The following is a 21,740-nucleotide window of genomic DNA, read 5'->3' on the forward strand; positions in this document are numbered from 1 at the left end:
TTCTTCCAGATCCCGGCCTTGTCATTGACCATTTCGGCTGTTGCCGTGATGATTTTCTCGGCCTACATTCTTTACGACATCAGCCGGATCGTGAATGGCGGCGAGGATAACTACATCTCGGCAACGCTGGCGGTGTACCTCGATGTCTACAACGTATTTGTCAGCTTGCTGCATCTGCTGATGGCCTTCAGTGGTGATCGTGACTGACAAGTTGGGTTCACCAAAAAGGGCGACTGTGGTCGCCCTTTTTTGTTTCAGTCCTGCAGAAAGGCTTGACCCTGCATCATTCTCGGGCCGACGCGACCGGGGACGTCGGCAAAGCGGACGTTGTGGAGCGGCAGTTGATGCAGGTCGAGCGTCGAGTAAATTTCTCGCAAGGCAACGAGTTGATAGCCCCTGGTTTTCCATTCGCTGATCAGACGCTCGAACGTGCTGCAGAACTTCATTCCCTCCAGTTCTGCGCGCAGAGTGAAAACATGGTCGCCGACGATGGCGGTGGACAGTTGCAGGATTCGATCAGCGGCCTGGTCTGGAGTACACCCGGGTGCCAGCATGAGGATCTCGTCGAGGGTCGGTAGCGTGGTCGGGAGTTGCGGGCAGGCGACAATTTCCCCGTCGATCACCGGTATGAAGGGATGGTTGCCGCGGCAATCACTGGCGTAGGCGAATCCGAGCCGCTGGGTCAGGCGTAGCGCATGGCGATTCATCCGCCATCCGGCGGCGGCATGTGCTCTGGGCATCTCGGCAAATATTTCCGCAAAGCAAGCGCAGGACTTGCTCATTTCGGCCTCGATCCAGGGATTTCCGGCCTGATGAACTTTCTGTTCCCAACCGACACGATCCCAGGCATGAATCCCGGTTTCAAACCCGGCGTTGCTTGCTTGACGCAGTATTTCACTGCAGCGGGTTCCGATGATCGGGCCCGGTAACAGGCGACCATACAGGCGTGTGCTTAGGCCATAGTAACGGCCAAGGGACGAGGAAAGCGCTTCGCGGCCGGAATGGTCGGGGCCGAGCGAGAAAAAGAAGGTGCCCTCGGCATTGTGGCGCTGGAGGATTCCTATCAGTGCAGGAACGCCCGATAGTGTTCCACGGTAAGTGTCGACGTCGATCTTGAGTGCGATACGTTTCATAACAGTCTTGTCTGAATTCATGCCGGGCAAGCCGGCAAGTTGCGCTGAGGGCCTGATCTCTGAAGGTCAGTAAAAAATCAGACCGGCAGCGACCTTGCGCCCTTCGCTGACCAGAACGTTATAGGTGCGGCAGGCAGCCTGAATATCCATCACTTCCAGACCTTTCTGCGCCTGGATGAGCGGCCTCAGCAACTCGGGTCGGGGAAAGCGCAGTTGATTGCCTGTGCCAAGAAGAATGATCTCGGCATCAAGGGAAGCGAGCAATTCAAAATCGGTAATATTGAGTGTTACGAAGCTCGCCTGAGTCCAGTCGGGGATCAGTCGATCGGGAAGTACGACAAGGTTGCTGCTGTGGCGGATGGCATTGACGCTGACATAGCCCTCGCCATAAGCGGTAAAGGCATTCCGACCCACCAATTGGACGAGTTGCAGCTTCATAAAATTGCGGTGCACCAGTCGATAAAGTAGGATTATAGCTTTTTGCTGCCTTGTATTTGAAGGTGAGCCTGTTCGCTGCCATTTGCAGCACCTGAATTGTGTTCAGAAAGGACGGTCTGCCTTGGGGCAGCCGCAAAGGTTGAATGTCATGGAACCCGTACTCAAATCGATCAAGCTGGCCAACGTCTGTTATGACATTCGCGGGCCGGTATTGCAGCAGGCCAAGCAGATGGAGGACGAGGGGCACAAGATCATCAAGCTCAATATCGGCAATCTCGCGGCCTTCGGCTTCGATTCGCCTGAAGAAATCCAGCTCGACATGATTCGCAACCTGCCCTACGCGGCAGGCTATTCCGATTCAAAAGGCATTTTCCCCGCCCGCAAGGCGGTCATGCACTATACCCAGCAGAAACATATCAAGGGCGTGACGCTGGAAGATATCTACATTGGCAACGGGGTCTCGGAACTGATCGTGATGGCCATGAATGCCTTGCTCAACGAGGGCGACGAAGTGCTGGTGCCGGCACCCGATTATCCGCTGTGGACGGCGGCGGTCAGCCTTTCCAGCGGGACGCCGCGACATTATCTGTGCGATGAGGAAAACGAGTGGCTACCGGACCTTGATGACATTCGCGCCAAGATTACGCCGAAGACCCGCGCCATCGTCGTCATCAACCCGAATAACCCGACCGGCGCCCTCTATCCCGACAGCATGTTACTGGCAATCATCGCCATCGCTCGTGAACACGGCCTGATCATCTACGCCGACGAAGTGTACGACAAAGTGCTCTACGATGGCCGGACGCACACGGCGATTGCCTCGCTGGCCGAGGATGTGCTGATGCTCAGCTTCAACGGCCTGTCGAAAAACTACCGTTCCTGCGGGTATCGTGCCGGCTGGATGGTCGTTTCCGGCGATCTGCGCGATGCTCGCGACTACATCGAGGGGCTCGACATGCTAGCCTCAATGCGCCTGTGCGCCAACGTTCCAGGGCAGTTCGGCATTCAGACGGCGCTTGGCGGCTATCAGAGCATCGATGACCTGATCGCGCCTAGCGGGCGCATGTGTCGCCAGCGCAACCTGGCGCATGAACTGATCACGGCCATTCCAGGCGTCACCTGCGTCAAGCCGAAGGCCACGCTGTACATGTTTCCGCGACTTGACCCGAAGGTCTACCCGATCACCGACGATCAGGATTTCATTGCCGAACTGTTGCAGGAGGAGCGGGTTCTCCTGGTTCAGGGCACAGGCTTCAACTGGCCGAATCCCGATCACTTCCGTCTGGTTTTTCTGCCGCACGAAGACGATCTGCGCGAAGCGATTGCCCGCATTGCTCGCTTCCTTGAGGGGTATCGCAAACGGCATGGCACCTGAGATGCGCGTTGTTGCCGTTACCGATGACGCTGGCAGGGTGACTGAGCCGGGCTGGCTGGTTCTGGCGGAAGCCGTGCATCGGCAACTGCGGCCGCAACTTCCGGAAGCTTATGTATCGCGTCTGTCCGGAGTGTTCGCCAACGGAGCGCGCATGGCGCTGGTCGTTGATGACCGTGTGGTACTGTCCCTCGCCGTATGGCGCTTGATTGAAAACACCTATGAAGGACGTCGTTTGTATGTCGACGATCTGGTGAGCGACGAGGCGCGTCGCTCGCAGGGCGCTGGCAAGAAGATGCTCGATTGGCTTGAAGAAAAAGCCATTGCGCTTGGTTGTGAAGTACTGGCGCTGGACTCCGGCGTGCAGCGGCAGCGTGCACACCGTTTTTATTTTCGCGAGGGAATGCATGTTTCCTCGTTTTGCTTCAGGAAGATTTTGAAATGAAACCGATCAACGTTGGACTGCTCGGCATCGGCACCGTCGGTGGCGGCACCTTTACAGTTCTCAAACGAAATGCCGAGGAAATTACTCGCCGTGCCGGCCGGCCGATTCTGATTACCCGTGTTGCCGACAAGAATCTTGAGCTGGCCGGGAAAGTCACCGGCGGCGCCTGCCAGTTGACCGACGATGCTTTCGCGGTGGTCAATGATCCGGAGATCGATATTGTTGTCGAACTGATCGGTGGCTATGGCATTGCCAGGGAACTGGTTCTCAGGGCCATCGACAATGGCAAGCATGTGGTCACGGCCAACAAGGCCTTGCTCGCCACGCACGGCAACGAGATTTTTGCTGCGGCCCAGAAAAAGGGGGTGATGGTGGCCTTTGAAGCCGCCGTTGCCGGCGGCATTCCGATCATCAAGGCGCTACGCGAGGGATTGACCGCCAACCGCATTGAATGGATCGCCGGCATCATCAACGGCACCACCAACTTCATCCTCTCCGAAATGCGCGACAAGGGACTGCCCTTCGCGACGGTGCTCAAGGAGGCACAGCGGCTGGGCTATGCCGAAGCCGATCCGACCTTTGACGTTGAAGGCATTGACGCCGCGCACAAGCTGACGATCATGAGTGCCATCGCCTTTGGCAATTCGATGAGCTTCGACAAGGCGCACATCGAGGGCATCAGCAAACTGGAAGCGGCGGATATCAAATATGCCGAACAACTGGGCTATCGCATCAAGCTGCTGGGCATCACCAAACGCACGAGCGAGGGTGTCGAGCTGCGCGTGCATCCGACGCTGATCCCGGCCAAACGCCTGATTGCCAACGTCGAAGGGGCGATGAACGCCGTGCTGGTCAAGGGCGACGCGGTTGGCCCTACGCTTTATTACGGAAAAGGGGCCGGCGCCGAGCCGACCGCTTCTTCGATCATTGCCGATCTGGTCGACGTCACACGCATGCATACCGCCGACCCCGAGCACCGCGTCCCGCATCTCGCTTTCCAGCCGGATGCGATGGTCGATCTGCCGATCCTGCCGCTGTCCGAGGTGATCACCAGCTATTACCTGCGTTTACGTGTTGAGGACAAGCCCGGTGTGCTGGCTGATATCACGCGCATTCTCGCCGACCAGCAGATTTCGATTGACGCCATGATTCAGCGCGAGCCGGATGAAGGTGAAGAGCAGACCGATATCATCATGCTCACGCACAAGACGCGCGAGAAGAACGTCGATGCCGCGATCACCAGGATCGAGGCACTGGCTGTGGTCAAGGGAAAACTTACTCGCTTGCGCCTTGAGGAGCTTCTGTAAGGGCCTGAGAGCCAATGAATTCGTGAGTCTTGAGATGGGATGTCATGCCAGCCCATGCTTAGGCGGCTAGCGCGGCATGCATCGCAGGAATCGCCTGTTTGTGATTTTCGCAACCTGGCGACTTGATGGTATTTGGCGTTTGCCTGACCCGCGTTTCCCTCTGATATTTCCCCTGACATCCTGAGGGTTTTCACCGGTTTACATCAAAGACGCCTGACGCGATGTTGCGCACAATGCCGGTTCCCACCAACTCGGTGATTTTCAGGAGTTACTCATGCACGCTTGTGACCAGCCTACTGCGGAAGCCCTCTATCCCTTTGACGCGCGTGGGATAGCCAAACGTTTTCGCCATGCCGCCATTTTTGGTGCGTTGGATGCGCTGTTGCCCGGCGAGACCATGCGCTTTTGTAACGATCACGATCCCTTGCCACTGCTGGGACAACTGCAGGCGCGTTATGGTCAGGCCGTGGCTATTAGTTACGTTCAGCGCGAACCGGGCGCCATTGTTATCGATTTTGCCAAATTGGCTTGACGCAGCGAAGGCGAGGGCATGCTGATCTACCTCGGGATATCTGCCCTTGCCGTATTCCTTTCCACGTTGGTTCTGCTCGTTCTGGGTGAGCCGTCTCTGCTGGCAACGACTCACTTGGTCTTCGCGGTAGCCATTCTGCCGCTGATATTTGGCGCGATTAGCTATTTTGTTCCGGTATTGACCCGCAGTAGCGGGGCGCATCGTACGGTGCTGCTGGTGCCGCTACTGCTTCAGGCGAGCGGTTTTTTGGCTTTCCTGTATTTTTTTGGTGAGCTTGGTAAGGGAGCACTGAATTTCTCCGCAGGTGTCGGGCTACTGGTTTCAATCGGTTTTGCCGGCTGGCTGGTTTTCAGAGCACGATGTACCTTTGGTAAGCCTCATCCGGGCTGGCGCTGGTATCTTGCTGCGGTGGCCTTCCTGCTCGTCGGATTGGCGCTGGTTCCCGCTATGACTTTGTGGCCCGCGTGGCGCCATGAACTTCGTTTGCTTCACCTGCATCTGAATACGCTGGGATTCATTGGCTTGTCGGCTATCGGTACCCTGCAGGTTCTGCTGCCGACCGTTTTGAGTGGGCCCGATACCGAAGCGGCTGCCCGTCTGCACAGCGATCTGCCACACGCAGTGGCCGGTGTTCTGTTGTGCGGACTTGGCGCCGCTTTTTGCTGGCCGCTTTCAATGCTCGGCGCGGCTTTGTTGTCTTACGTTGGGTGCCGCCTCGGGCTGTCCTGGTTACGACGCTATGGCTTGCGCACGATCTTTGACGATGGCGCCTCGGCGGCGCTGGCAACAGCGTTGTGTGGCTTTCTGCTGCTCCTTGTTTTTGGCCTTGCCCATGGCGTCGGGCTGGTAAGTGGTCACGACGCGGTATCCGCCTTCATGACGGCTTTCCTGATGCCTCTGCTAAGCGGGGCGCTTTCGCAACTGTTGCCGGTATGGCGTTTCCCCGGACGGCGAACGATGCAAAGAGAGCAGATGCGTGAGCTGCTTGTTGCGGGAGGCGCGATACGTGCGCTTCTCTTTATCAGCGCCGGAAGCATGCTGGCCTTGGGATACAGGGAAGGCCTCTGGTTGTCGGCGGCCGGACTGCTATTCTTTCTTTATGCTCTAATTCGTTCGTTCTGCAAGCCAAGCACGCTGATGTCTCAAAAAGATTAATTAAAACATAGAGTTAAGTTTGTTGATGAAATAGTATCTCAAGATTCCCACATTTTGTCCGTATATTCTCTCATAGCCACCGAATTCTGGGTGCAACTGATGGAGCAGGACACCATGAACCACAACGATTCACCTCTTGTGCATTCGAATCGACAGGCATCACGCCGTTTGCATCGCCGTCTCGCAACTTCAGCCAAATCGTCGTGCGTTGCACGCTCAAACCCGCTCGGAAGATCATCCGCCACTGTCGTCAGTTTCCAGAAATCTTTCGTTCGGGACGATGCGAACTTTGAGCGATTGGCCGCTGAGCTGCGTATTGCAGAACTTGAAAAAGCGCTGGACGAAGCTCGAGAAACGGCCTGTGCCGACCCACTCACCGGTGCGCTGAATCGCCGGGGATTCGATAAGGCCAGTCAGCGCGAATTGGCACGTGCACGTCGCAGTGGCGCAAGGTTTGCTCTGGCCCACATTGATCTCGATGATTTCAAGCGCCTGAACGACACTCTTGGCCACCATGCAGGAGACAAGGCGCTGGTTCATTTGGTTGGGCTATTGCAACAGTCGATGCGTCCGGCTGACGTTCTCTGCCGTTTTGGCGGCGAGGAGTTCGTTTTGATGCTGCCGGACACCGTACTGGAAGACGCCGCCGCTGCGGTTTCCCGCTTTTTGAGCGAGTTTTCCGCGCAAGCCATTCCCGGAACAGATTGCGTCATGACTTTCAGCGCCGGCGTGGTTCTGCCTGGCCTCGATGAGTCGATTGACGACGCTATTGTACGTGCTGACGCGGCAACCTATGCCGCCAAACGGGCCGGGAAGAACTGCGTCGTTACCTGCTGAATGTAGCGCCGGTCGAGGGTATGGTAAACTCCTCGCTTCATCCATCCGGTTATGACTATGCGGTATATCTCGACTCGCGGCGATTTACAGGGTTGTCCTGGAAATACCTTTACTGAAATCCTGCTTGGTGGCCTGGCGCCCGATGGTGGTCTCTATCTTCCGGAAACTTATCCGCAGATAACGCACGCCGAACTGGATCAATGGCGCGGCCTGTCGTACGCCGGTCTGGCCTTCGCCGTGTTGTCGAAGTTCATTGACGATATTCCTCCCGCCGATCTGCAGTGGCTAGTCGACAAGACCTATACCGCCGAGGTGTATTGCAACGGCCGTGCAGGCGACGATGTGCGCGACATTACGCCGCTGCGCTGGCTTGAGCCTGGGTTGGGGTTGCTGCAACTGTCCAATGGGCCGACGCTGGCCTTCAAGGACATGGCCATGCAGTTGCTCGGCAATCTGTTCGAATACGTGCTGGCGAAAAAGGGCGAAGAGATCAATATCCTCGGTGCCACATCAGGTGATACCGGTTCAGCGGCCGAATATGCGATGCGCGGCAAGCACAGCGTGCGTGTTTTCATGCTTTCGCCGTTCGGCAGGATGAGCGCCTTCCAGCGTGCACAGATGTACTCGCTGCAGGATGCCAACATCTACAACATCGCGGTGCGCGGGATGTTTGACGATGCGCAGGATATCGTCAAGGCGGTATCCAACGACCACGATTTCAAGGCAAGGCACAGGATTGGCGCGGTCAATTCGATCAACTGGGCGCGTGTTGCGGCGCAGATTGTGTACTACTTCAAGGGCTACTTCGCGGCGACCGGTGGTGTCTCCGGCTCAAACGACACGCCGGTCGACTTCGCCGTGCCTTCCGGCAATTTTGGCAATATCTGCGCCGGCCATATCGCGCGCATGATGGGGCTGCCAATTCGACGGCTGGTCATGGCGACCAACGAGAACGACGTGCTCGACGAGTTTTTCCGCACCGGCATCTACCGTCCGCGTGCAACGGCAGAAACACACACGACGTCGAGTCCGTCGATGGACATCTCCAAAGCGTCCAACTTCGAGCGCTTTGTTTATGACCTCGTCGGGCGCGACCCGGCGGTGATCCGCGAACTGTGGGCAAAAGTCGATGCCGGCGGCAGCTTCGATCTCTCCAAAACGGCTTACATCGCCAAATTGCCGGACTTCGGCTTTGTTTCAGGCATGAGCAGCCACGTAGACCGTCTGGCAACGATTCGTCAAACCTTTGAAAAGTACGGCGTGATGGTTGATACCCATACGGCGGACGGCCTCAAGGTGGCGCTCGAGAAGCGCACGCCGGATAGCCCGATGGTGGTGCTTGAAACTGCGCTACCGGTCAAGTTTGAAGAAACCATTGTCGAGGCGATGGGGCGTCTTCCTGAGCGTCCGGCAGCGATGCAGGGCATTGAACGGCTGCCGCAGCGGGTCGAGGTGATGGATGTCAGCGTCGATGCGGTTAAACGGTTCATCGAATCAAGGCTGGGTGGCTGATCCTTGTTGAGCTTTGGCAAGCAGAGAGCAAAGCAGCGCTGGTGCCATTTTTCATGCCGCAGTTGGCTAGAGATAGATAACGGCCGGGAAGACGGCGGCAGCGAGGACCAGCACCAGCCATTCAAGATTATGTCGCGCCAGAAACCCGGTGAAATGCATGACCAGAATAGTGATGGCAATCACATAAAACAACGCAAACAGCATGGAATGTCCTTTACTCTTGTCGTGCCGCAGGTAAAACAGGCTGCGTTCGAATTTTCTTGTATTGATTCTAATTATAGCGACAACACTTGCCGCGGATGAGGGTTTTTCACTGGTGCAGGACGCCAGGTTCCTTAGGGCTGACCCTGAAAGCGCATCGACAGATCCAGGGCGCGCACATCCTTGGTCAGGCCGCCGATCGAGATCCGGTCGACACCGGTTTCGGCAATACCACGCACAGTGTCGAGATTGACGTTGCCCGAGGCTTCAAGAACGGCACGACCCGCAGATATCGCCACGGCTTCGCGCATCTGGTCGAGGCTCATGTTGTCTAGCAGAATCATTTTTGCGTCGGCCGCAAGTGCCTGATGCAACTCGGCGAATGTTTCGACCTCAACCTGGATGAACTTGCAGCGTCCGCCCGTAGCGTCGGCCACCTGTCTGGCTACAGCCATAGCCGCTGCAATGCTTCCGGCGGCGAGGATATGGTTTTCCTTGATCAGTATGGCATCGTATAAACCGAGGCGATGATTTCCACCGCCACCGCACTTGACGGCGTACTTTTGCGCCAGTCGCAGGCCGGGAAGTGTTTTGCGTGTATCGACGATCTGTGCCTGGGTGCCGGCAACTGCGTCGGCGTATTGCCGTGCCCTGGTCGCTACACCGGACAGCAGTTGCAGAAAGTTGAGCGCCGTCCGCTCGCCGGTAAGCAGAGCGCGTGCCGGGCCTTCGATTTCGCATAGCATCTGGTTGGGAATGACGCGATCGCCATCGGCAGCTTTCCAGGTGATCGAGATGGCCGGGTCGAGCTTCTCGAAGCAACGCCCAAACCATGCTGTGCCACAGAGCACGGCGTGTTCACGGGAGACCACCGTGGCACGTGTAAGAACATCTGCCGGAACCAGTTGCGCCGTGAGATCGCCGCTACCGACATCCTCGGTCAGTGCCGCAGCGATGTTGCGCTCAATTTCATCATCGAGCAGATTTGCGGGTGCTACATCAACAGTGAGGTTCATGAAAAATCCAGAGCGCTGAACTACGGAAGCCCGAATTTTATCATCGGGCCATCAGCCACGAGCACTTGACACAAAATTGCTGGTCTGCTGAGCACGTCCTTCGCTCGTCTTTTCGGCAATTGTGATTTGGCGCCTTTATGGCGAAGAGGTTCTAAGCCTGGATCAGCACTTCACGGCTGAGGTGTTCGCCATCCCAGCACAGGCACTCACCGCGATCTTCGTGCCAGTCAGACATCACCCAGCGCTCGACATGGATACCGTCAACCAGATGATCGTGCGTTGCCGGGAGGTGTGTGTGACCATGAATGAAGGTGGCATAGCCGTGCTCACGCAGGAAGTCGTCGGTGGCCGCGGGATTAACATCCATGAGGTATTGGGACTGCTCCAGTTTCTCTCGTTTGGCATGCTCGCTCTGCTGGCGCACTGCAGCAGCCATGGCCTTGCGCACTGTCAAGGGCTTCTTCAGAAAGTCCCTGCGCCAGGCCGGGTCGCGAACCTGTGCGCGAAATGCCTGATAGTCCTTGTCGTCGGTGCACAACGTGTCGCCGTGCGCGAGAACAAACTGCCAGGCGGGCAGCGACAGAACGTAGGGGTCATGCAGCAGGATTGCACCGCTGCGCGCAGCAAACTCTTCGCCGAGCAGGAAGTCGCGGTTGCCGTGCATCACCGACAAGCGGACTCCGGAGTCGGTCAACGCACGCAAGGCATCGACGATGGCACCGTCGAATGCGTTCTCCGGATCGTCGATACAGTCGTCGCCTGGCCAGACTTCAAAGAGATCGCCGAGAATATAGAGATGCTCGGCAGCCCGTGCGCGAGCGCCGAGAAAAGCAAGAAAGAGGCGGGTAGCGCCTGGTGCTTGCGGCGAAAGGTGTAGATCTGAAATGAAATAAAGCACGACAGACTGAGAGCGTAGCGGATTGCGGTGCTCAGCAGATTTCAGTGCGCTCAATGATCACGTCTTCTTTCGGAACGTCCTGATGGAAACCTGAACTGCCGGTTTTGACGCCCTTGATCTTGTCCACCACGTCACGGCCTTCGACCACCATGCCGAAGACGCAGTAACCCCAGCCGTTGCCATTCGGTGCCTTGAAGTTGAGAAACTCGTTGTCGGCGACGTTGATGAAGAACTGGGCGGTGGCTGAATGCGGGTCGGACGTGCGTGCCATGGCAACCGTATAAGCTTCGTTCTTCAGGCCGTTATCGGCTTCGTTCTTGATCGGAGCTTTGCACGGCTTCTGTTTCATGCCCGGCTCAAAGCCTCCGCCCTGAACCATGAAGCCGGGGATGACGCGGTGGAAAACGGTGTTGTCGTAGTGTCCGGCCTCAGCATAGGCAAGAAAATTCCTGGCCGATTCCGGTGCCTTTTCGGCATCGAGCTCAAGGGTGATGACGCCGAAATTGGTGTGCAGCTTGATCATGGATATTCCTTACTTTTTATCGGAGATGATTTTGACAGACTGTATGATAACCGGTTCGACAGGCACATTCTGGTGCATGGCACGGTTGCCGGTCGGCACTTTGGCGATTTTGTCGACCACGTCCATGCCCTGGACTACCTTGCCAAAAACAGCGTAACCCCAACCATCGCGCGAAGGATAGTCGAGCATGGCGTTGTCCTTGTGGTTGATGAAAAACTGGGCGGTGGCCGAGTGCGGGTCCGACGTGCGAGCCATGGCGATCGTGCCACGCACGTTTTTAAGACCGTTCTTCCCTTCGTTCTCGACACTTTTGTTGGTCGGTTTCTGCTCCATGTCCCTGGTGAAACCGCCACCCTGGATCATGAAGCCGTCGATGATGCGGTGAAAGGTTGTGTCCTTGTAAAAGCCTTCCCTGGCGTATTGCAGGAAATTCTGAACGGTCTTGGGTGCTTTCTCCGAATCAAGTTCAATGACGATGGTACCCATGCTGGTCTGTATCTCTACGGTGGGTGCGGCGAAGGCGGCCAGAGAAAGCATTAGCCCGGCGGCAATCATGGCAAGTTGTTTGAGCATCAGGCGACTCCTTTAAAAATAATTATCCAGGTACTCTCCTCATGGATCCGGTACTGGCGCTTTTGCTGTGCAATCTGAATCAGGCTTTGATTCCTGGAATGGAATTTTGTCGAGTAATGTTTGAGGTTGCGGTAACTATCCTTGTTTCCCAAGTCGCCAAGCCATTCGTCGATTTTCTTGGTCAGTGTATTGCATTCACGGTGCCCGTCGTCAAGCCTGCAGAGTTGTGGTTTCGGATCCAAGTCCGAGAAAGTGGTCTGGAGTCTGTTCGTACTTGAGTAAACGATTGACTCCTGCGCGCGCGGGAATCAGGGCGATGGCGAGCGCTGCTCGCCGCATCAGCCGCGTTCTTGCTGAATGAGCCATTTACCTCCTGATTTTACGAAAACCACGGTTTTGCTTGCGGAAGATGTGAGTGTTGGCGAGGTGTAGTGTTGTCGAAACCTAACCGTCGCCTTGTCGCCGTCGAGAGAGACATTGATTTCATCAACACTGACCTGAAGCTTGTCTGGCTTTTCGATACTCTGGGTGCGTTCGGCTTCCCAGTCTTTGCGAGCAATACCGTTCGGCGTCTGGAAATCGTTGGCGTAGTAGCCAAGGTAACTCTTCACGTCTTTTCGTGACCAGGCACTGGCCCAGCCCTGCAGAGCCTTGCTGACCTCTGATTCGCCATTTGCCGAAAGCGGCGAATTTTCAGGTGGTGCGTCGGGCGCTCCGGCTTCGGGCATGTCAGCAGCGGCGCTTGGCTCAGGCACTTTCTCAAGCGGTTTGCCTGGCGGATTGGTTGGAGCGGCAGCTACTGTCGATGCGGCGGCGGGTGTTGCCGTCGGGGTTTTGGCAGCAGCTTTGACCGGATAAGCACTTGGGCGTGTGCTTGCTGTGCCTGTTTTTACACCAGGCTTGGAGGAGGATCTGATCAATTCCTTAATCAGCGTCATCTTGGTTTGGGTGGCGGTATTCGACGAGTCGAGCTGGAGCGCTTTGTCATAGGCCTGGCTGGCGAGTTTGGCGTATACATCGCCGAGATTATCATACGCAATCGAGTAGCCTGGATTTGTCCGGATGGCCATCTCGAGAGCAGCGCGCGCCTTGTCGTATTGCTTCTGTTGGGCGTAAAGCACTGCTAGATTGTTGTAGGGCTCAGGGAGCTCGGGAAAATCCTCGGTCAGCTTGGTAAAAACGGCGATGGCATCAGTCGGACGTCCCATTTCGGTCAGGATCAGCCCTCTCAGAAAACGACCCTGAGCGTCCTTCGGCTTGCCTGAAATGTAGATGTCGACTTTTTCAAGCGCTTGCGGCATCTGGTTTTGCTTCATCAAACGCTGGATTTCAGGCAGAGTTTGAGCATGTGCGAAAGAAACGGAAGCGCTCAGGGCCAGGCCAAGAATAATGGCTGAAAGGCCCGCCAGTGAAGGCGTGTGGGAGTTTGGACGCATCGTTATGGTATGCTTAGTAAAAGTTGGTGACTTAACTGACCGATTCTAACAAGAAGCGCGTCGAATCCAAAGAAAGTATTCCTTATGCACCCGTTTTTTCGCGGGATGCTCTCGTGGGCAAAATATGCTGAAAATCTACAACTCCCTGGTCAGGGAAAAGCAGGAGTTTGTTACTATCGAGCCTGGCAAGGTTCGCATGTACGTTTGCGGGATGACGGTCTATGATTACTGCCATCTCGGCCATGCCCGCGTTCTAGTTGTTTTTGACATGGTTCAGCGCTGGTTGCGGGCGAGTGGTCTGGATGTGATCTATGTGCGCAATATTACCGATATCGATGACAAAATCATCAAGCGGGCGTTGGAGAACGACGAATCCATTGGTCAACTGACGAACCGCTTCATCGGTTTCATGAACGAAGACGCGCTCGCGCTTGGCGTCGAGAAGCCCGACCACGAACCGCGTGCCACCGACTATGTGCCGCAGATGCTCGAGTTGATCAGCCGGCTCGAAACGAACGGTCTGGCTTACCAGGCGGTCGACGGTGACGTGAACTTCTCGGTGCGCAAATTTCCCGGCTATGGCAAGCTCTCCGGAAAGACGATCGACGACCTGCGTGCCGGCGAACGTGTCGATGTTGACCTAGCCAAGCAAGATCCCCTCGACTTCGTGTTGTGGAAGCACGGCAAGGAAGGCGAGCCGTTCTGGGAGTCGCCCTGGGGCAGGGGCCGGCCGGGCTGGCACATCGAATGCTCGGCGATGAGTTGCGAGTTGCTCGGCAAGCAATTCGACATTCACGGCGGCGGACAGGATTTGCAGTTCCCACACCACGAAAACGAAATCGCTCAGTCCGAAGGTGCGCACAACGGCCAGTTCGTAAATTACTGGATGCACAACGGCTTTGTTCGGGTTGATGACGAAAAGATGTCGAAGTCGCTTGGGAACTTCTTCAGCATTCGCGAGGTGCTCAAGAAGTACGATGCCGAAGTCGTGCGCTTCTTCATCCTGCGTGCGCACTACCGCAGCCCGCTCAACTATTCAGACGTGCATCTCGACGATGCTCGTCAGGCGCTGGCCAGGTTGTACACGGCGCTCAAGGCGGTGCCGGTGGTGGATGCGAACGTTGACTGGAACGAGGCGCACGCCCTGCGCTTCCGTCAAGCTATGGATGACGATTTCAATACGCCGGAAGCTTGCGCAGCATTATTTGATCTGGCAACCGAAGTCAATCGCAGCAAGTCTGCACCACTCGCCGGGCAGTTACGAGCGCTGGCCGGACTGCTCGGGCTGCTCAAGCGCGATCCTCAAGCCTTCTTGCAGGCTACACCGGGCGGTGGCGAGAGCGAAGTCGCTGAGGGTGAATCGTCAGAAAGGATCGAAGCGCTGATCGCCGAGCGAACCGCCGCCAAGAAGGCCAGAAACTTCGCCGAAGCCGATCGCATCCGTAGCGAGTTACTGGCGACAGGCATCGTGCTTGAAGATGGGGCTCAGGGAACAAGCTGGCGCCGCGCCTGAGAATCATTTGGCAACAGCCGCCGAAATGACTGGCAGGTTGCTTGAGCCAACTAGCGCAACACGTGACCACCGTTACCAATCACGGTCAGGTCGACAAAGCGGGATCCGAGCCGATCATTTGCCGAGTAACTGACCTGATAGCCACCGAGATCGTGATTTTGCAGGCTTTCCAGCGTGCTGACGAGTTTCTCGCGACTGAGTTCCTTGCCACTTTTGCGAATCGCATCAACCATCAGCCTGGCCATGACATACGCTTCGATACCATAGTAGGAAAATTTACCTTGTTTGCCCAGCAATTTCTGGTAGTCGCGCACGATTGGAATCGTATCGTTCCAGGGGTAGGGCATGACTTGCGAAATACCGATGCCACGCGCGTCATCGCCGAGTTCATTGACCAGTAGATCAGCGCCCACCGGCGACAGCGTCATGAACTGCGGGTGCTGTTTGGCTTTCCGCATCTGGCGTACGAATTCGGCCGTCGGCTTGTACAGCGTGATCATCACTACAGTTTGTGGACTGGCCTTGGTTATTGTTTCCACTGCCTGGCTTACATCGATGGAGTTGCGTTCGACCGTGGCAACGGCAGAAGGCGTCTGATTGCGCTTCTTCAGTGCTGCGGTAACACCTTCCAGTCCGGATTTCCCGAAACCGTCATTCTGGTATACAACAGCGATATTTTTCAGGCCAATTGAGACCAACTGGTTAACGATGGCCTCGGTTTCATTCGCGTAACTGGCTCGAACGTTGAACATGTACCGATTGTTCGGATTGTCTTTTGGGGTTTGACGGATCGAATCGGCTCCGGAGATGGCGCCAATCAGTGGCACTTTGGCCGGACCAAAGACATCGTTCATGGCGGCGGTAGTCGGGCTGGAGCCATAAGAGGCGATCATGGCAAAGACTTTTTTGTCGTTGATCAGCGTCTTGGAATTGGCTACTGCGCGATCAGTTTCGTAGCCGTCATCCAGGGCCAGCAATTCAAGCTTGCGCCCATTGATGCCGCCAGCATTGTTGATCTGCTTGAAGTAGGCGCTGATGACTTCTTTCATGTCCATCCCGTACGCACCATTAGGGCCGGACAGTGGTGCCGTCATGCCGATTAAAATGCTGGTATCGGTAACCCCGACCTCGGCGGCGCCAAGGCAGCCGATCCAGTTGACAAGTACTAGCAACAAAGCCTTCCGAAAAAATCTCATGCTAACCCCCGCTATTTATTGCTGACCGTGAAAGAACGAAAATTACCCGAGTATCGCAAAAGGATGACTAGGAAAACTGACGCCTGTCTTACAATCAAGAATCCATCCCTTTTCGCTAGTGGTTAACGAAAAAGGCCTGTCGCAATGTCAAAGCGACAGGCCGCAGGGTTGCTCGTGGCATCTGCTTAGCTGGCAGCGAAGAACTCGCGTACGCGATCCATCCACGATTTTGCGCGTGGATTATGGTGGCCAGAGTTTTCTCGGCTGGATTCTTCAAGTTCGCGTAGCAGTTCTTTCTGGCGTTCCGTGAGATGGACGGGGGTTTCGACCACAACATGACAAAGCAGGTCGCCATGGTTGTGGCTGCGAACGCCCTTGATTCCCTTGCCACGCAGGCGGAAGGTCTTTCCTGATTGTGTTTCGGCGGGAATCTTGATCTTGGCCACAGCGTCCAGTGTCGGGATTTCAATGTCGCCGCCGAGTGCCGCCGTGGTAAAGCTGATGGGCATTTCGCAATGCAGATCATTCTGTTCACGCTGGAAAACGGCGTGTGGCTTGAGATGAATCTGTACATACAGGTCGCCTGCGGGCCCACCGTTGATGCCATGTTCGCCTTCACCGGTAAGGCGGATACGATCACCTTCATCAACCCCGGAGGGTATTTTTACGGCCAGTGTCTTGTGCTGCTTGGTGCGGCCGGCTCCCTGACAGGCCCCGCAGGGATCGGCGATGAAGCGACCGGTGCCGTGACACTTGGGGCAGGTCTGCTGGATCGAGAAGAAGCCCTGTTGCAAGCGCACCTGGCCGCTTCCCTGGCAGGTCGGGCAGGTTTTTGGTTGCGTGCCGGCTTTGGCCCCGGTGCCGTGGCAGGGTTCGCAGACTTCCATTGTGGGAATGCGAATCTTGGTTTCAGTACCGAAGGCGGCCTGTTCAAGCGTGACTTCGAGGTTGTAACGCAGGTCGGCACCGCGATAGATATTGGAACGTCCGCCACGAGCGCCTCCTCCGCCGAAAATCTCGTCGAAGATTCCGCCAAAGGCGTCCGAAAAACCGCCCGCCCCAGCGCCACCGAAACCACCGCCCATGCCGGCCTGCGGATCGACTCCGGCATGACCATACTGATCATAGGCTGCACGTTTTTGCCCGTCCGAGAGAATCTCGTAGGCTTCCTTGGCTTCCTTGAAGTGCTCTTCTGATTTGGCGTTGTCCGGATTACGATCCGGGTGGTGCTTCATGGCCAGCTTGCGGTAGGCCTTCTTGATTTCTTCCTCGGAAGCGTCGCGGTTGACGCCGAGAATGTCGTAAAAGTCGCGTTTAGCCATAGTTTCTTGAACGGTAAGAGGGGTGGGGCGAGGCGCGATTATACGCTCCTCGCCCGTTACGGCTGATGCTTACTTCTTGTCTTTGACTTCAGTATATTCTGCGTCGACGACGTCACTATCATCTTTTTTGGCTTCGCCGGCCTTGCCCGAACCCGCACCGGCGGCCGCTTCAGCCGCTCCAGCTTCGGCTTGCTGCTTGGCGTACACCTTTTCACCCAGCTTTTGTGCCGCCGTGCCAAGCGCCTCGCTCTTCGCCTTGATCACCTCCAGGTCGTTGCCGCGAATGGCATCTTCGGCTTCCTTCATCGATGCTTCGATAGCCCCCTTCTCTTCAGCCGATAGTTCCTTGCCGTATTCGGTGAGCGATTTCTTGACCATGTGGATCATTCCGTCGCACTGGTTACGGGCTTCGGCGAGTTCATGCGCCTTTCTGTCCTCTTCGGCGTGCAGTTCGGCATCCTGCACCATGCGCTGGACTTCTTCCTCGGACAGTCCGGAGGAGGCCTGGATCTTGATCTTGTTTTCTTTGCCGGTGGCCTTGTCCTTGGCCGAAACGTGCAGGATGCCGTTGGCGTCGATGTCAAAAGTGACTTCAATCTGCGGCATGCCGCGCGGTGCCGGCGGGATGTCGGACAGGTTGAACTGGCCTAGGCTCTTGTTGCCTGCGGCAATTTCCCGTTCACCCTGCAAAACATGGATGGTCACCGCGTTCTGGTTGTCATCGGCGGTCGAGAAGACCTGACTGGCCTTGGTCGGGATCGTCGTGTTCTTCTTGATCAGCTTGGTCATGACGCCGCCCAGCGTTTCGATGCCCAGTGACAGCGGGGTGACATCGAGCAGCAGCACGTCCTTGACCTCGCCCTGTAGTACACCACCCTGAATGGCGGCGCCAACGGCGACAGCTTCATCGGGGTTCACGTCACGACGCGGTTCCTGCCCGAAGAATTCCTTGACCTTGTCCTGTACCTTGGGCATGCGACTTTGCCCGCCGACCAGGATAACGTCGTTGATGTCGGTGATCTTGCAACCAGCGTCCTTGAGCGCGATACGGCAGGGCTCGATGGTGCGTTCGATCAGTTCATCGACCAGCGACTCGAATTTGGAGCGCGTGATCTTCACCGCCAGATGCTTCGGTCCGGAGGCGTCGGCGGTGATGTAGGGCAGGTTGATTTCGGTCTGCTGGCCTGACGATAGCTCGACCTTGGCCTTTTCGGCGGCATCCTTGAGGCGCTGCAACGCCAGCACGTCAGTCTTGAGGTTGACGCCGGATTCCTTCTTGAACTCGTCGATGATGTAGTCGATCAGGCGCTGGTCGAAGTCTTCTCCGCCGAGGAAGGTGTCGCCGTTGGTGGCCAGCACTTCAAACTGGTGTTCACCATCGATTTCGGCGATTTCGATGATCGAGATGTCGAAGGTACCGCCGCCCAGGTCATAGACGGCGATTTTCTTGTCGCCCTGCTTCTTGTCCATGCCGAAGGCTAGCGCAGCGGCCGTAGGCTCGTTGATGATGCGCTTGACTTCAAGGCCGGCAATGCGGCCGGCGTCCTTGGTCGCCTGGCGCTGACTGTCGTTGAAGTAGGCGGGAACGGTAATGACCGCTTCGGTGACTTCCTCGCCAAGATAATCCTCAGCCGTCTTCTTCATCTTGCGCAATACTTCGGCAGAAACCTGCTGCGGAGCGATCTTGCTGCCGCGCACTTCAACCCAGGCGTCGCCGTTGTCCGCCTTGAGAATCTTGAAGGGCATCAGCCCGATGTCCTTCTGCACTTCCTTCTCGTCAAAACGGCGTCCAATCAGGCGCTTGACGGCGAACAGCGTATTCTTGGCGTTGGTTACGGCCTGGCGTTTGGCCGGAGCGCCACAGAGAATTTCGTTGTCTTCTGCATAAGCAACGATCGACGGCGTAGTACGCGCACCCTCGGAGTTTTCGATGACCTTCGGTTTGCCATTTTCCATGACGGCAACGCAGGAGTTGGTGGTACCGAGGTCAATACCAATGATTTTGCCCATGTCAGTGTCCTTTTTAGTGTCTAAATGTGATTCGTGAAAAACGTAATGCGTCGATGTGAGCGTTAAGTGGGGCTTATCGCCCGTTTTTCAAGCTTTTGCCTTGCTAACGATGACCAGGGCCGGGCGTAACACGCGCTCGGCGATCAGATAACCTTTTTGCAGGACGTTAACGACAGTATTTGGCTCCTGTTCAGCCTCAATCATGCTGATCGCTTGATGAAAGTGCGGATCGAACTTCTCGCCAAGCGGGTTAACTTCGCTCAGGTTTGCCTTTTCAAAGGCGGCGCTCAATTGCTTGAGGGTCAACTCAGTACCGGATTTCATGCTGTCGACGCTGGGCGTTTCGGCAGAGAGAGCCGCTTCAAGGCTGTCCTTGACGGCCAGCAACTCGCTGGCAAAGCGTTCAATAGCGAATTTGGCTGCCTTGGCAATGTCTTCCTGTGCTCGCCGACGAACATTTTCAGTTTCAGCCTTGGCGCGCAGCCAGGCGTCGTGGCTTTCTTCGGCCTTGAGTTCGGCCAGCCTGATCAGTTCTTCAAGGCTGGGCGTACTATCAGCAGTGCTCTCGGTAACCGCATCCGCGTTCCCGGTAATTGCTTCATCAGCATTTACATTGCCTTGTACATTGTCTTGTGCTTGCATAATTGGCGGTCTCCCATAAAACTTTGCGGCTAAGTTGGGGCGGTCTTCTCAATTTCAAGCACATTCCCCTAATTTTTTAGCATTGGTATATATTTTGATGCGTCTGATTGCTCTTCTGCTGTAGAGTTTAGACTCCTGCATGACACGGAATACAAGGCATGGATTTGCTACCAACTCATATAATCAGCATCTTTGGCATTCCCGTTTCATGCACTATCCCTGACATATTGCTAAAGGGGATACAGGAGTCGCGTGCGCGACTTCCTCGATAACGACCGGTACTGGCATGGCAGAGAAAATAGGCAAGTACGAAATCATTCGCACCCTGGGCAAGGGCGCGACTGCTGTCGTCTACCTGGCACGCGACCCCGATACTGATCGTGAGGTGGCGGTCAAGCTGATTCATTTCGGCGAGGAAAATGCGGCCATGTCGCGGCGCTTGCGCAAGCTCTTTCAGACGGAGGATTCGATCGGTCGGCGTCTTGATCATCCCAATATCGTCAAAATCTACGATGCCGTAATTGAACCTGAGCGAGCCTTTCTCGTCATGGAATTCATTGAGGGCACAGCGCTTGACCACTATTGTGCGATCAATCGCCTGTTGCCCATGCATCGCGTGATTGGAATCATTTTCAAGTGCTGTCTGGCGCTTGATCATGCTTTTCGGCAGGGTGTTGTACATCGGGATATCAAGCCGGCCAATATCATGATCGACGCGGACGATAATCCAAAGATTGCCGACTTCGGTCTTGCGCTGAATCTGCACAAGGACATGAACAAGGACTCAACTTTCGTTATGGGGGTTGGTTCGCCAGCTTACATGTCGCCCGAGCAGATCAAGAACTATCCGCTTAACCAGAAGACGGATCTTTATTCGCTTGGCGTCCTGCTGTTCCAGTTGTTGACCGGGCGCTTGCCGTTTCGCGCCAGCAATCAGGGGGCGCTGGTTTACAAGATTGTCAATTCGGACACCCCTTCGGTGTGCGCGCTCAATCCGAACCTGCCGGCCGGCCTTGATCCGATAATCAAGAAGGCGCTGGAGAAGGATCTTTACAGCCGTTATCGCAATGGCGCCGAGTTCGCCAAGGATCTCTCGACCGTCCGCTATCAGATGCTGGACGAGGATTCGACCCAGCAGGATATGACGCATTTCGAGAAGTTGCGCCGACTTGAATTCTTCACCGAATTCGAAGATATCGAACTGTGGGAGGTTTTGCGCATCAGCGTTTGGCGTGAGTTGTCTGAAAAGGTTGTACTGATACGTGAGGGTGACAAGAATCGTATTTTCGGGGTGATTATCAGCGGCTTCGTCGAGGTTTCGGTGGGCGGCAAGTCCATTTGCCGTCTCAATGCAGGCGAGGTGGTGGGCGAGATGTCGTATCTTCATCCAAGTGATACGACGCGCTCCTCTACGGTCGTTACGCTGGAACCGACCCTGTTTCTGGAAATCAACAGTGCAGCACTCGACCTCAGCTCGGATGAGGTTCTTGAAAGATTCAACAAGACGCTGATAACCAAGGTACTTTCCCGACTGCGCGAGGCCAACAAGGCGCTGGCCAAGCTGGGTCAATCTGCGGTAAAGGGTATTAGTTCCGGCTGTGATCTGGAACTGGCGCCGCCTTGATTCGTCAGGGGGTGTTGACACTCATTTCGTGCGCCCATGAAATGAATGTCATTAC

Annotated in this window: 23 protein-coding genes; 11 read left to right on the plus strand and 12 right to left on the minus strand. The window is 56.0% G+C overall.

Annotation, left to right across the window (positions count from 1 at the left end; all coding sequences use genetic code 11):
• Positions 1-207: Bax inhibitor-1 family protein (locus JNM42_RS02570; RefSeq protein WP_294265686.1), on the plus strand; the 207-nt coding region annotated here is incomplete at its 5' end.
• Between the two features lie 47 nt (positions 208-254).
• Here JNM42_RS02570 and JNM42_RS02575 read toward each other — a convergent pair.
• Together JNM42_RS02575 and JNM42_RS02580 are read right to left on the minus strand one after the other, a co-directional pair.
• Entirely contained in the window at positions 255-1,133 is an 879-nt protein-coding gene (locus JNM42_RS02575; protein ID WP_294265689.1) for a polysaccharide deacetylase family protein, read from the minus strand.
• A gap of 66 nt (positions 1,134-1,199) precedes the next feature.
• Positions 1,200-1,571 (minus strand): Mth938-like domain-containing protein, encoded by a 372-nt coding sequence (locus JNM42_RS02580; RefSeq protein WP_294265692.1) that lies wholly within the window; start codon positions 1,569-1,571, stop codon positions 1,200-1,202.
• A gap of 148 nt (positions 1,572-1,719) precedes the next feature.
• Between JNM42_RS02580 and JNM42_RS02585 the strand changes: the two genes are divergently transcribed.
• From JNM42_RS02585 to thrC, 7 genes are all read left to right on the plus strand, one after another.
• Positions 1,720-2,946, plus strand: a complete 1,227-nt coding sequence (locus JNM42_RS02585) for a pyridoxal phosphate-dependent aminotransferase (protein WP_294265695.1) — start codon at positions 1,720-1,722, stop codon at positions 2,944-2,946.
• Positions 2,936-3,388, plus strand: a complete 453-nt coding sequence (locus JNM42_RS02590; protein ID WP_294265698.1) for a GNAT family N-acetyltransferase — start codon at positions 2,936-2,938, stop codon at positions 3,386-3,388. Before JNM42_RS02585 ends, JNM42_RS02590 begins: the two co-directional genes overlap by 11 nt.
• The gene (locus tag JNM42_RS02595) at positions 3,385-4,695 is read left to right on the plus strand and encodes a homoserine dehydrogenase (RefSeq protein ID WP_294265701.1); all 1,311 of its coding nucleotides are present in this window, start codon (positions 3,385-3,387) and stop codon (positions 4,693-4,695) included. The genes JNM42_RS02590 and JNM42_RS02595 overlap by 4 nt, the downstream gene beginning before the upstream one ends.
• Positions 4,696-4,969: 274 nt before the next feature.
• Positions 4,970-5,227 (plus strand): DUF2249 domain-containing protein, encoded by a 258-nt coding sequence (locus JNM42_RS02600; RefSeq protein WP_294265703.1) that lies wholly within the window; start codon positions 4,970-4,972, stop codon positions 5,225-5,227.
• An 18-nt stretch (positions 5,228-5,245) separates the two neighbouring features.
• Positions 5,246-6,382 carry a hypothetical protein gene (locus JNM42_RS02605; protein ID WP_294265707.1) on the plus strand — a complete coding sequence of 379 codons (1,137 nt, stop codon included), beginning with the start codon at positions 5,246-5,248 and terminating at the stop codon, positions 6,380-6,382.
• Positions 6,383-6,679: 297 nt separating this feature from the next.
• Positions 6,680-7,219, plus strand: coding sequence for a GGDEF domain-containing protein (locus JNM42_RS02610; RefSeq protein WP_294265710.1), 540 nt, complete (start codon positions 6,680-6,682; stop codon positions 7,217-7,219).
• A 57-nt stretch (positions 7,220-7,276) separates the two neighbouring features.
• Entirely contained in the window at positions 7,277-8,731 is a 1,455-nt protein-coding gene (gene thrC / locus JNM42_RS02615; protein WP_294265713.1) for a threonine synthase, read from the plus strand.
• A 66-nt stretch (positions 8,732-8,797) separates the two neighbouring features.
• Here thrC and JNM42_RS02620 read toward each other — a convergent pair whose 3' ends face one another.
• From JNM42_RS02620 to JNM42_RS02640, 5 genes are all read right to left on the minus strand, one after another.
• A complete protein-coding gene (locus tag JNM42_RS02620; RefSeq protein WP_294256313.1) occupies positions 8,798-8,935 on the minus strand; it encodes a hypothetical protein in 138 nt (45 codons plus the stop codon).
• 131 nt (positions 8,936-9,066) lie between these two features.
• Positions 9,067-9,948: a carboxylating nicotinate-nucleotide diphosphorylase gene (nadC, locus tag JNM42_RS02625; RefSeq protein ID WP_294265716.1), complete on the minus strand. Its 882-nt coding sequence runs from the start codon at positions 9,946-9,948 to the stop codon at positions 9,067-9,069.
• Between the two features lie 151 nt (positions 9,949-10,099).
• Positions 10,100-10,900, minus strand: a complete 801-nt coding sequence (locus JNM42_RS02630) for a UDP-2,3-diacylglucosamine diphosphatase (protein WP_294265719.1) — start codon at positions 10,898-10,900, stop codon at positions 10,100-10,102.
• A complete protein-coding gene (locus tag JNM42_RS02635; protein ID WP_294265722.1) occupies positions 10,878-11,369 on the minus strand; it encodes a peptidylprolyl isomerase in 492 nt (163 codons plus the stop codon). The genes JNM42_RS02630 and JNM42_RS02635 overlap by 23 nt, the downstream gene beginning before the upstream one ends.
• Positions 11,370-11,378: 9 nt before the next feature.
• Positions 11,379-11,942, minus strand: a complete 564-nt coding sequence (locus JNM42_RS02640) for a peptidylprolyl isomerase (RefSeq protein WP_294265725.1) — start codon at positions 11,940-11,942, stop codon at positions 11,379-11,381.
• A gap of 41 nt (positions 11,943-11,983) precedes the next feature.
• On the opposite strand from JNM42_RS02640, the gene JNM42_RS02645 reads away from it, so the two are divergent.
• Positions 11,984-12,220 carry a hypothetical protein gene (locus tag JNM42_RS02645; RefSeq protein WP_294265727.1) on the plus strand — a complete coding sequence of 79 codons (237 nt, stop codon included), beginning with the start codon at positions 11,984-11,986 and terminating at the stop codon, positions 12,218-12,220.
• Between the two features lie 60 nt (positions 12,221-12,280).
• On the opposite strand, the gene JNM42_RS02650 is transcribed toward JNM42_RS02645, so the two are convergent.
• Complete coding sequence (locus tag JNM42_RS02650) at positions 12,281-13,378, minus strand: tetratricopeptide repeat protein (RefSeq protein ID WP_294265729.1); 1,098 nt, start codon at positions 13,376-13,378, stop codon at positions 12,281-12,283.
• A 124-nt stretch (positions 13,379-13,502) separates the two neighbouring features.
• Between JNM42_RS02650 and cysS the strand changes: the two genes are divergently transcribed.
• Complete coding sequence (cysS, locus tag JNM42_RS02655; protein WP_294265731.1) at positions 13,503-14,891, plus strand: cysteine--tRNA ligase; 1,389 nt, start codon at positions 13,503-13,505, stop codon at positions 14,889-14,891.
• Between the two features lie 50 nt (positions 14,892-14,941).
• Here cysS and JNM42_RS02660 read toward each other — a convergent pair whose 3' ends face one another.
• The 4 genes from JNM42_RS02660 to grpE all read right to left on the minus strand — a co-directional run bounded on the left by JNM42_RS02660 (position 14,942) and on the right by grpE (position 20,061).
• Positions 14,942-16,063, minus strand: coding sequence for an ABC transporter substrate-binding protein (locus JNM42_RS02660; RefSeq protein WP_294265734.1), 1,122 nt, complete (start codon positions 16,061-16,063; stop codon positions 14,942-14,944).
• Positions 16,064-16,272: 209 nt separating this feature from the next.
• Complete coding sequence (dnaJ, locus tag JNM42_RS02665) at positions 16,273-17,409, minus strand: molecular chaperone DnaJ (protein WP_294265736.1); 1,137 nt, start codon at positions 17,407-17,409, stop codon at positions 16,273-16,275.
• Between the two features lie 69 nt (positions 17,410-17,478).
• The gene (gene dnaK / locus JNM42_RS02670; RefSeq protein WP_294265739.1) at positions 17,479-19,419 is read right to left on the minus strand and encodes a molecular chaperone DnaK; all 1,941 of its coding nucleotides are present in this window, start codon (positions 19,417-19,419) and stop codon (positions 17,479-17,481) included.
• An 87-nt stretch (positions 19,420-19,506) separates the two neighbouring features.
• On the minus strand, positions 19,507-20,061 hold the full coding sequence (gene grpE / locus JNM42_RS02675; protein WP_294265743.1) for a nucleotide exchange factor GrpE: 555 nt from the start codon (positions 20,059-20,061) through the stop codon (positions 19,507-19,509).
• A 286-nt stretch (positions 20,062-20,347) separates the two neighbouring features.
• Between grpE and JNM42_RS02680 the strand changes: the two genes are divergently transcribed.
• A complete protein-coding gene (locus JNM42_RS02680) occupies positions 20,348-21,685 on the plus strand; it encodes a serine/threonine-protein kinase (RefSeq protein WP_294265746.1) in 1,338 nt (445 codons plus the stop codon).
• Positions 21,686-21,740 lie beyond the last annotated feature (55 nt).

The organism is Propionivibrio sp. (assembly GCF_016790145.1).
GTDB lineage: Bacteria > Pseudomonadota > Gammaproteobacteria > Burkholderiales > Rhodocyclaceae > Propionivibrio.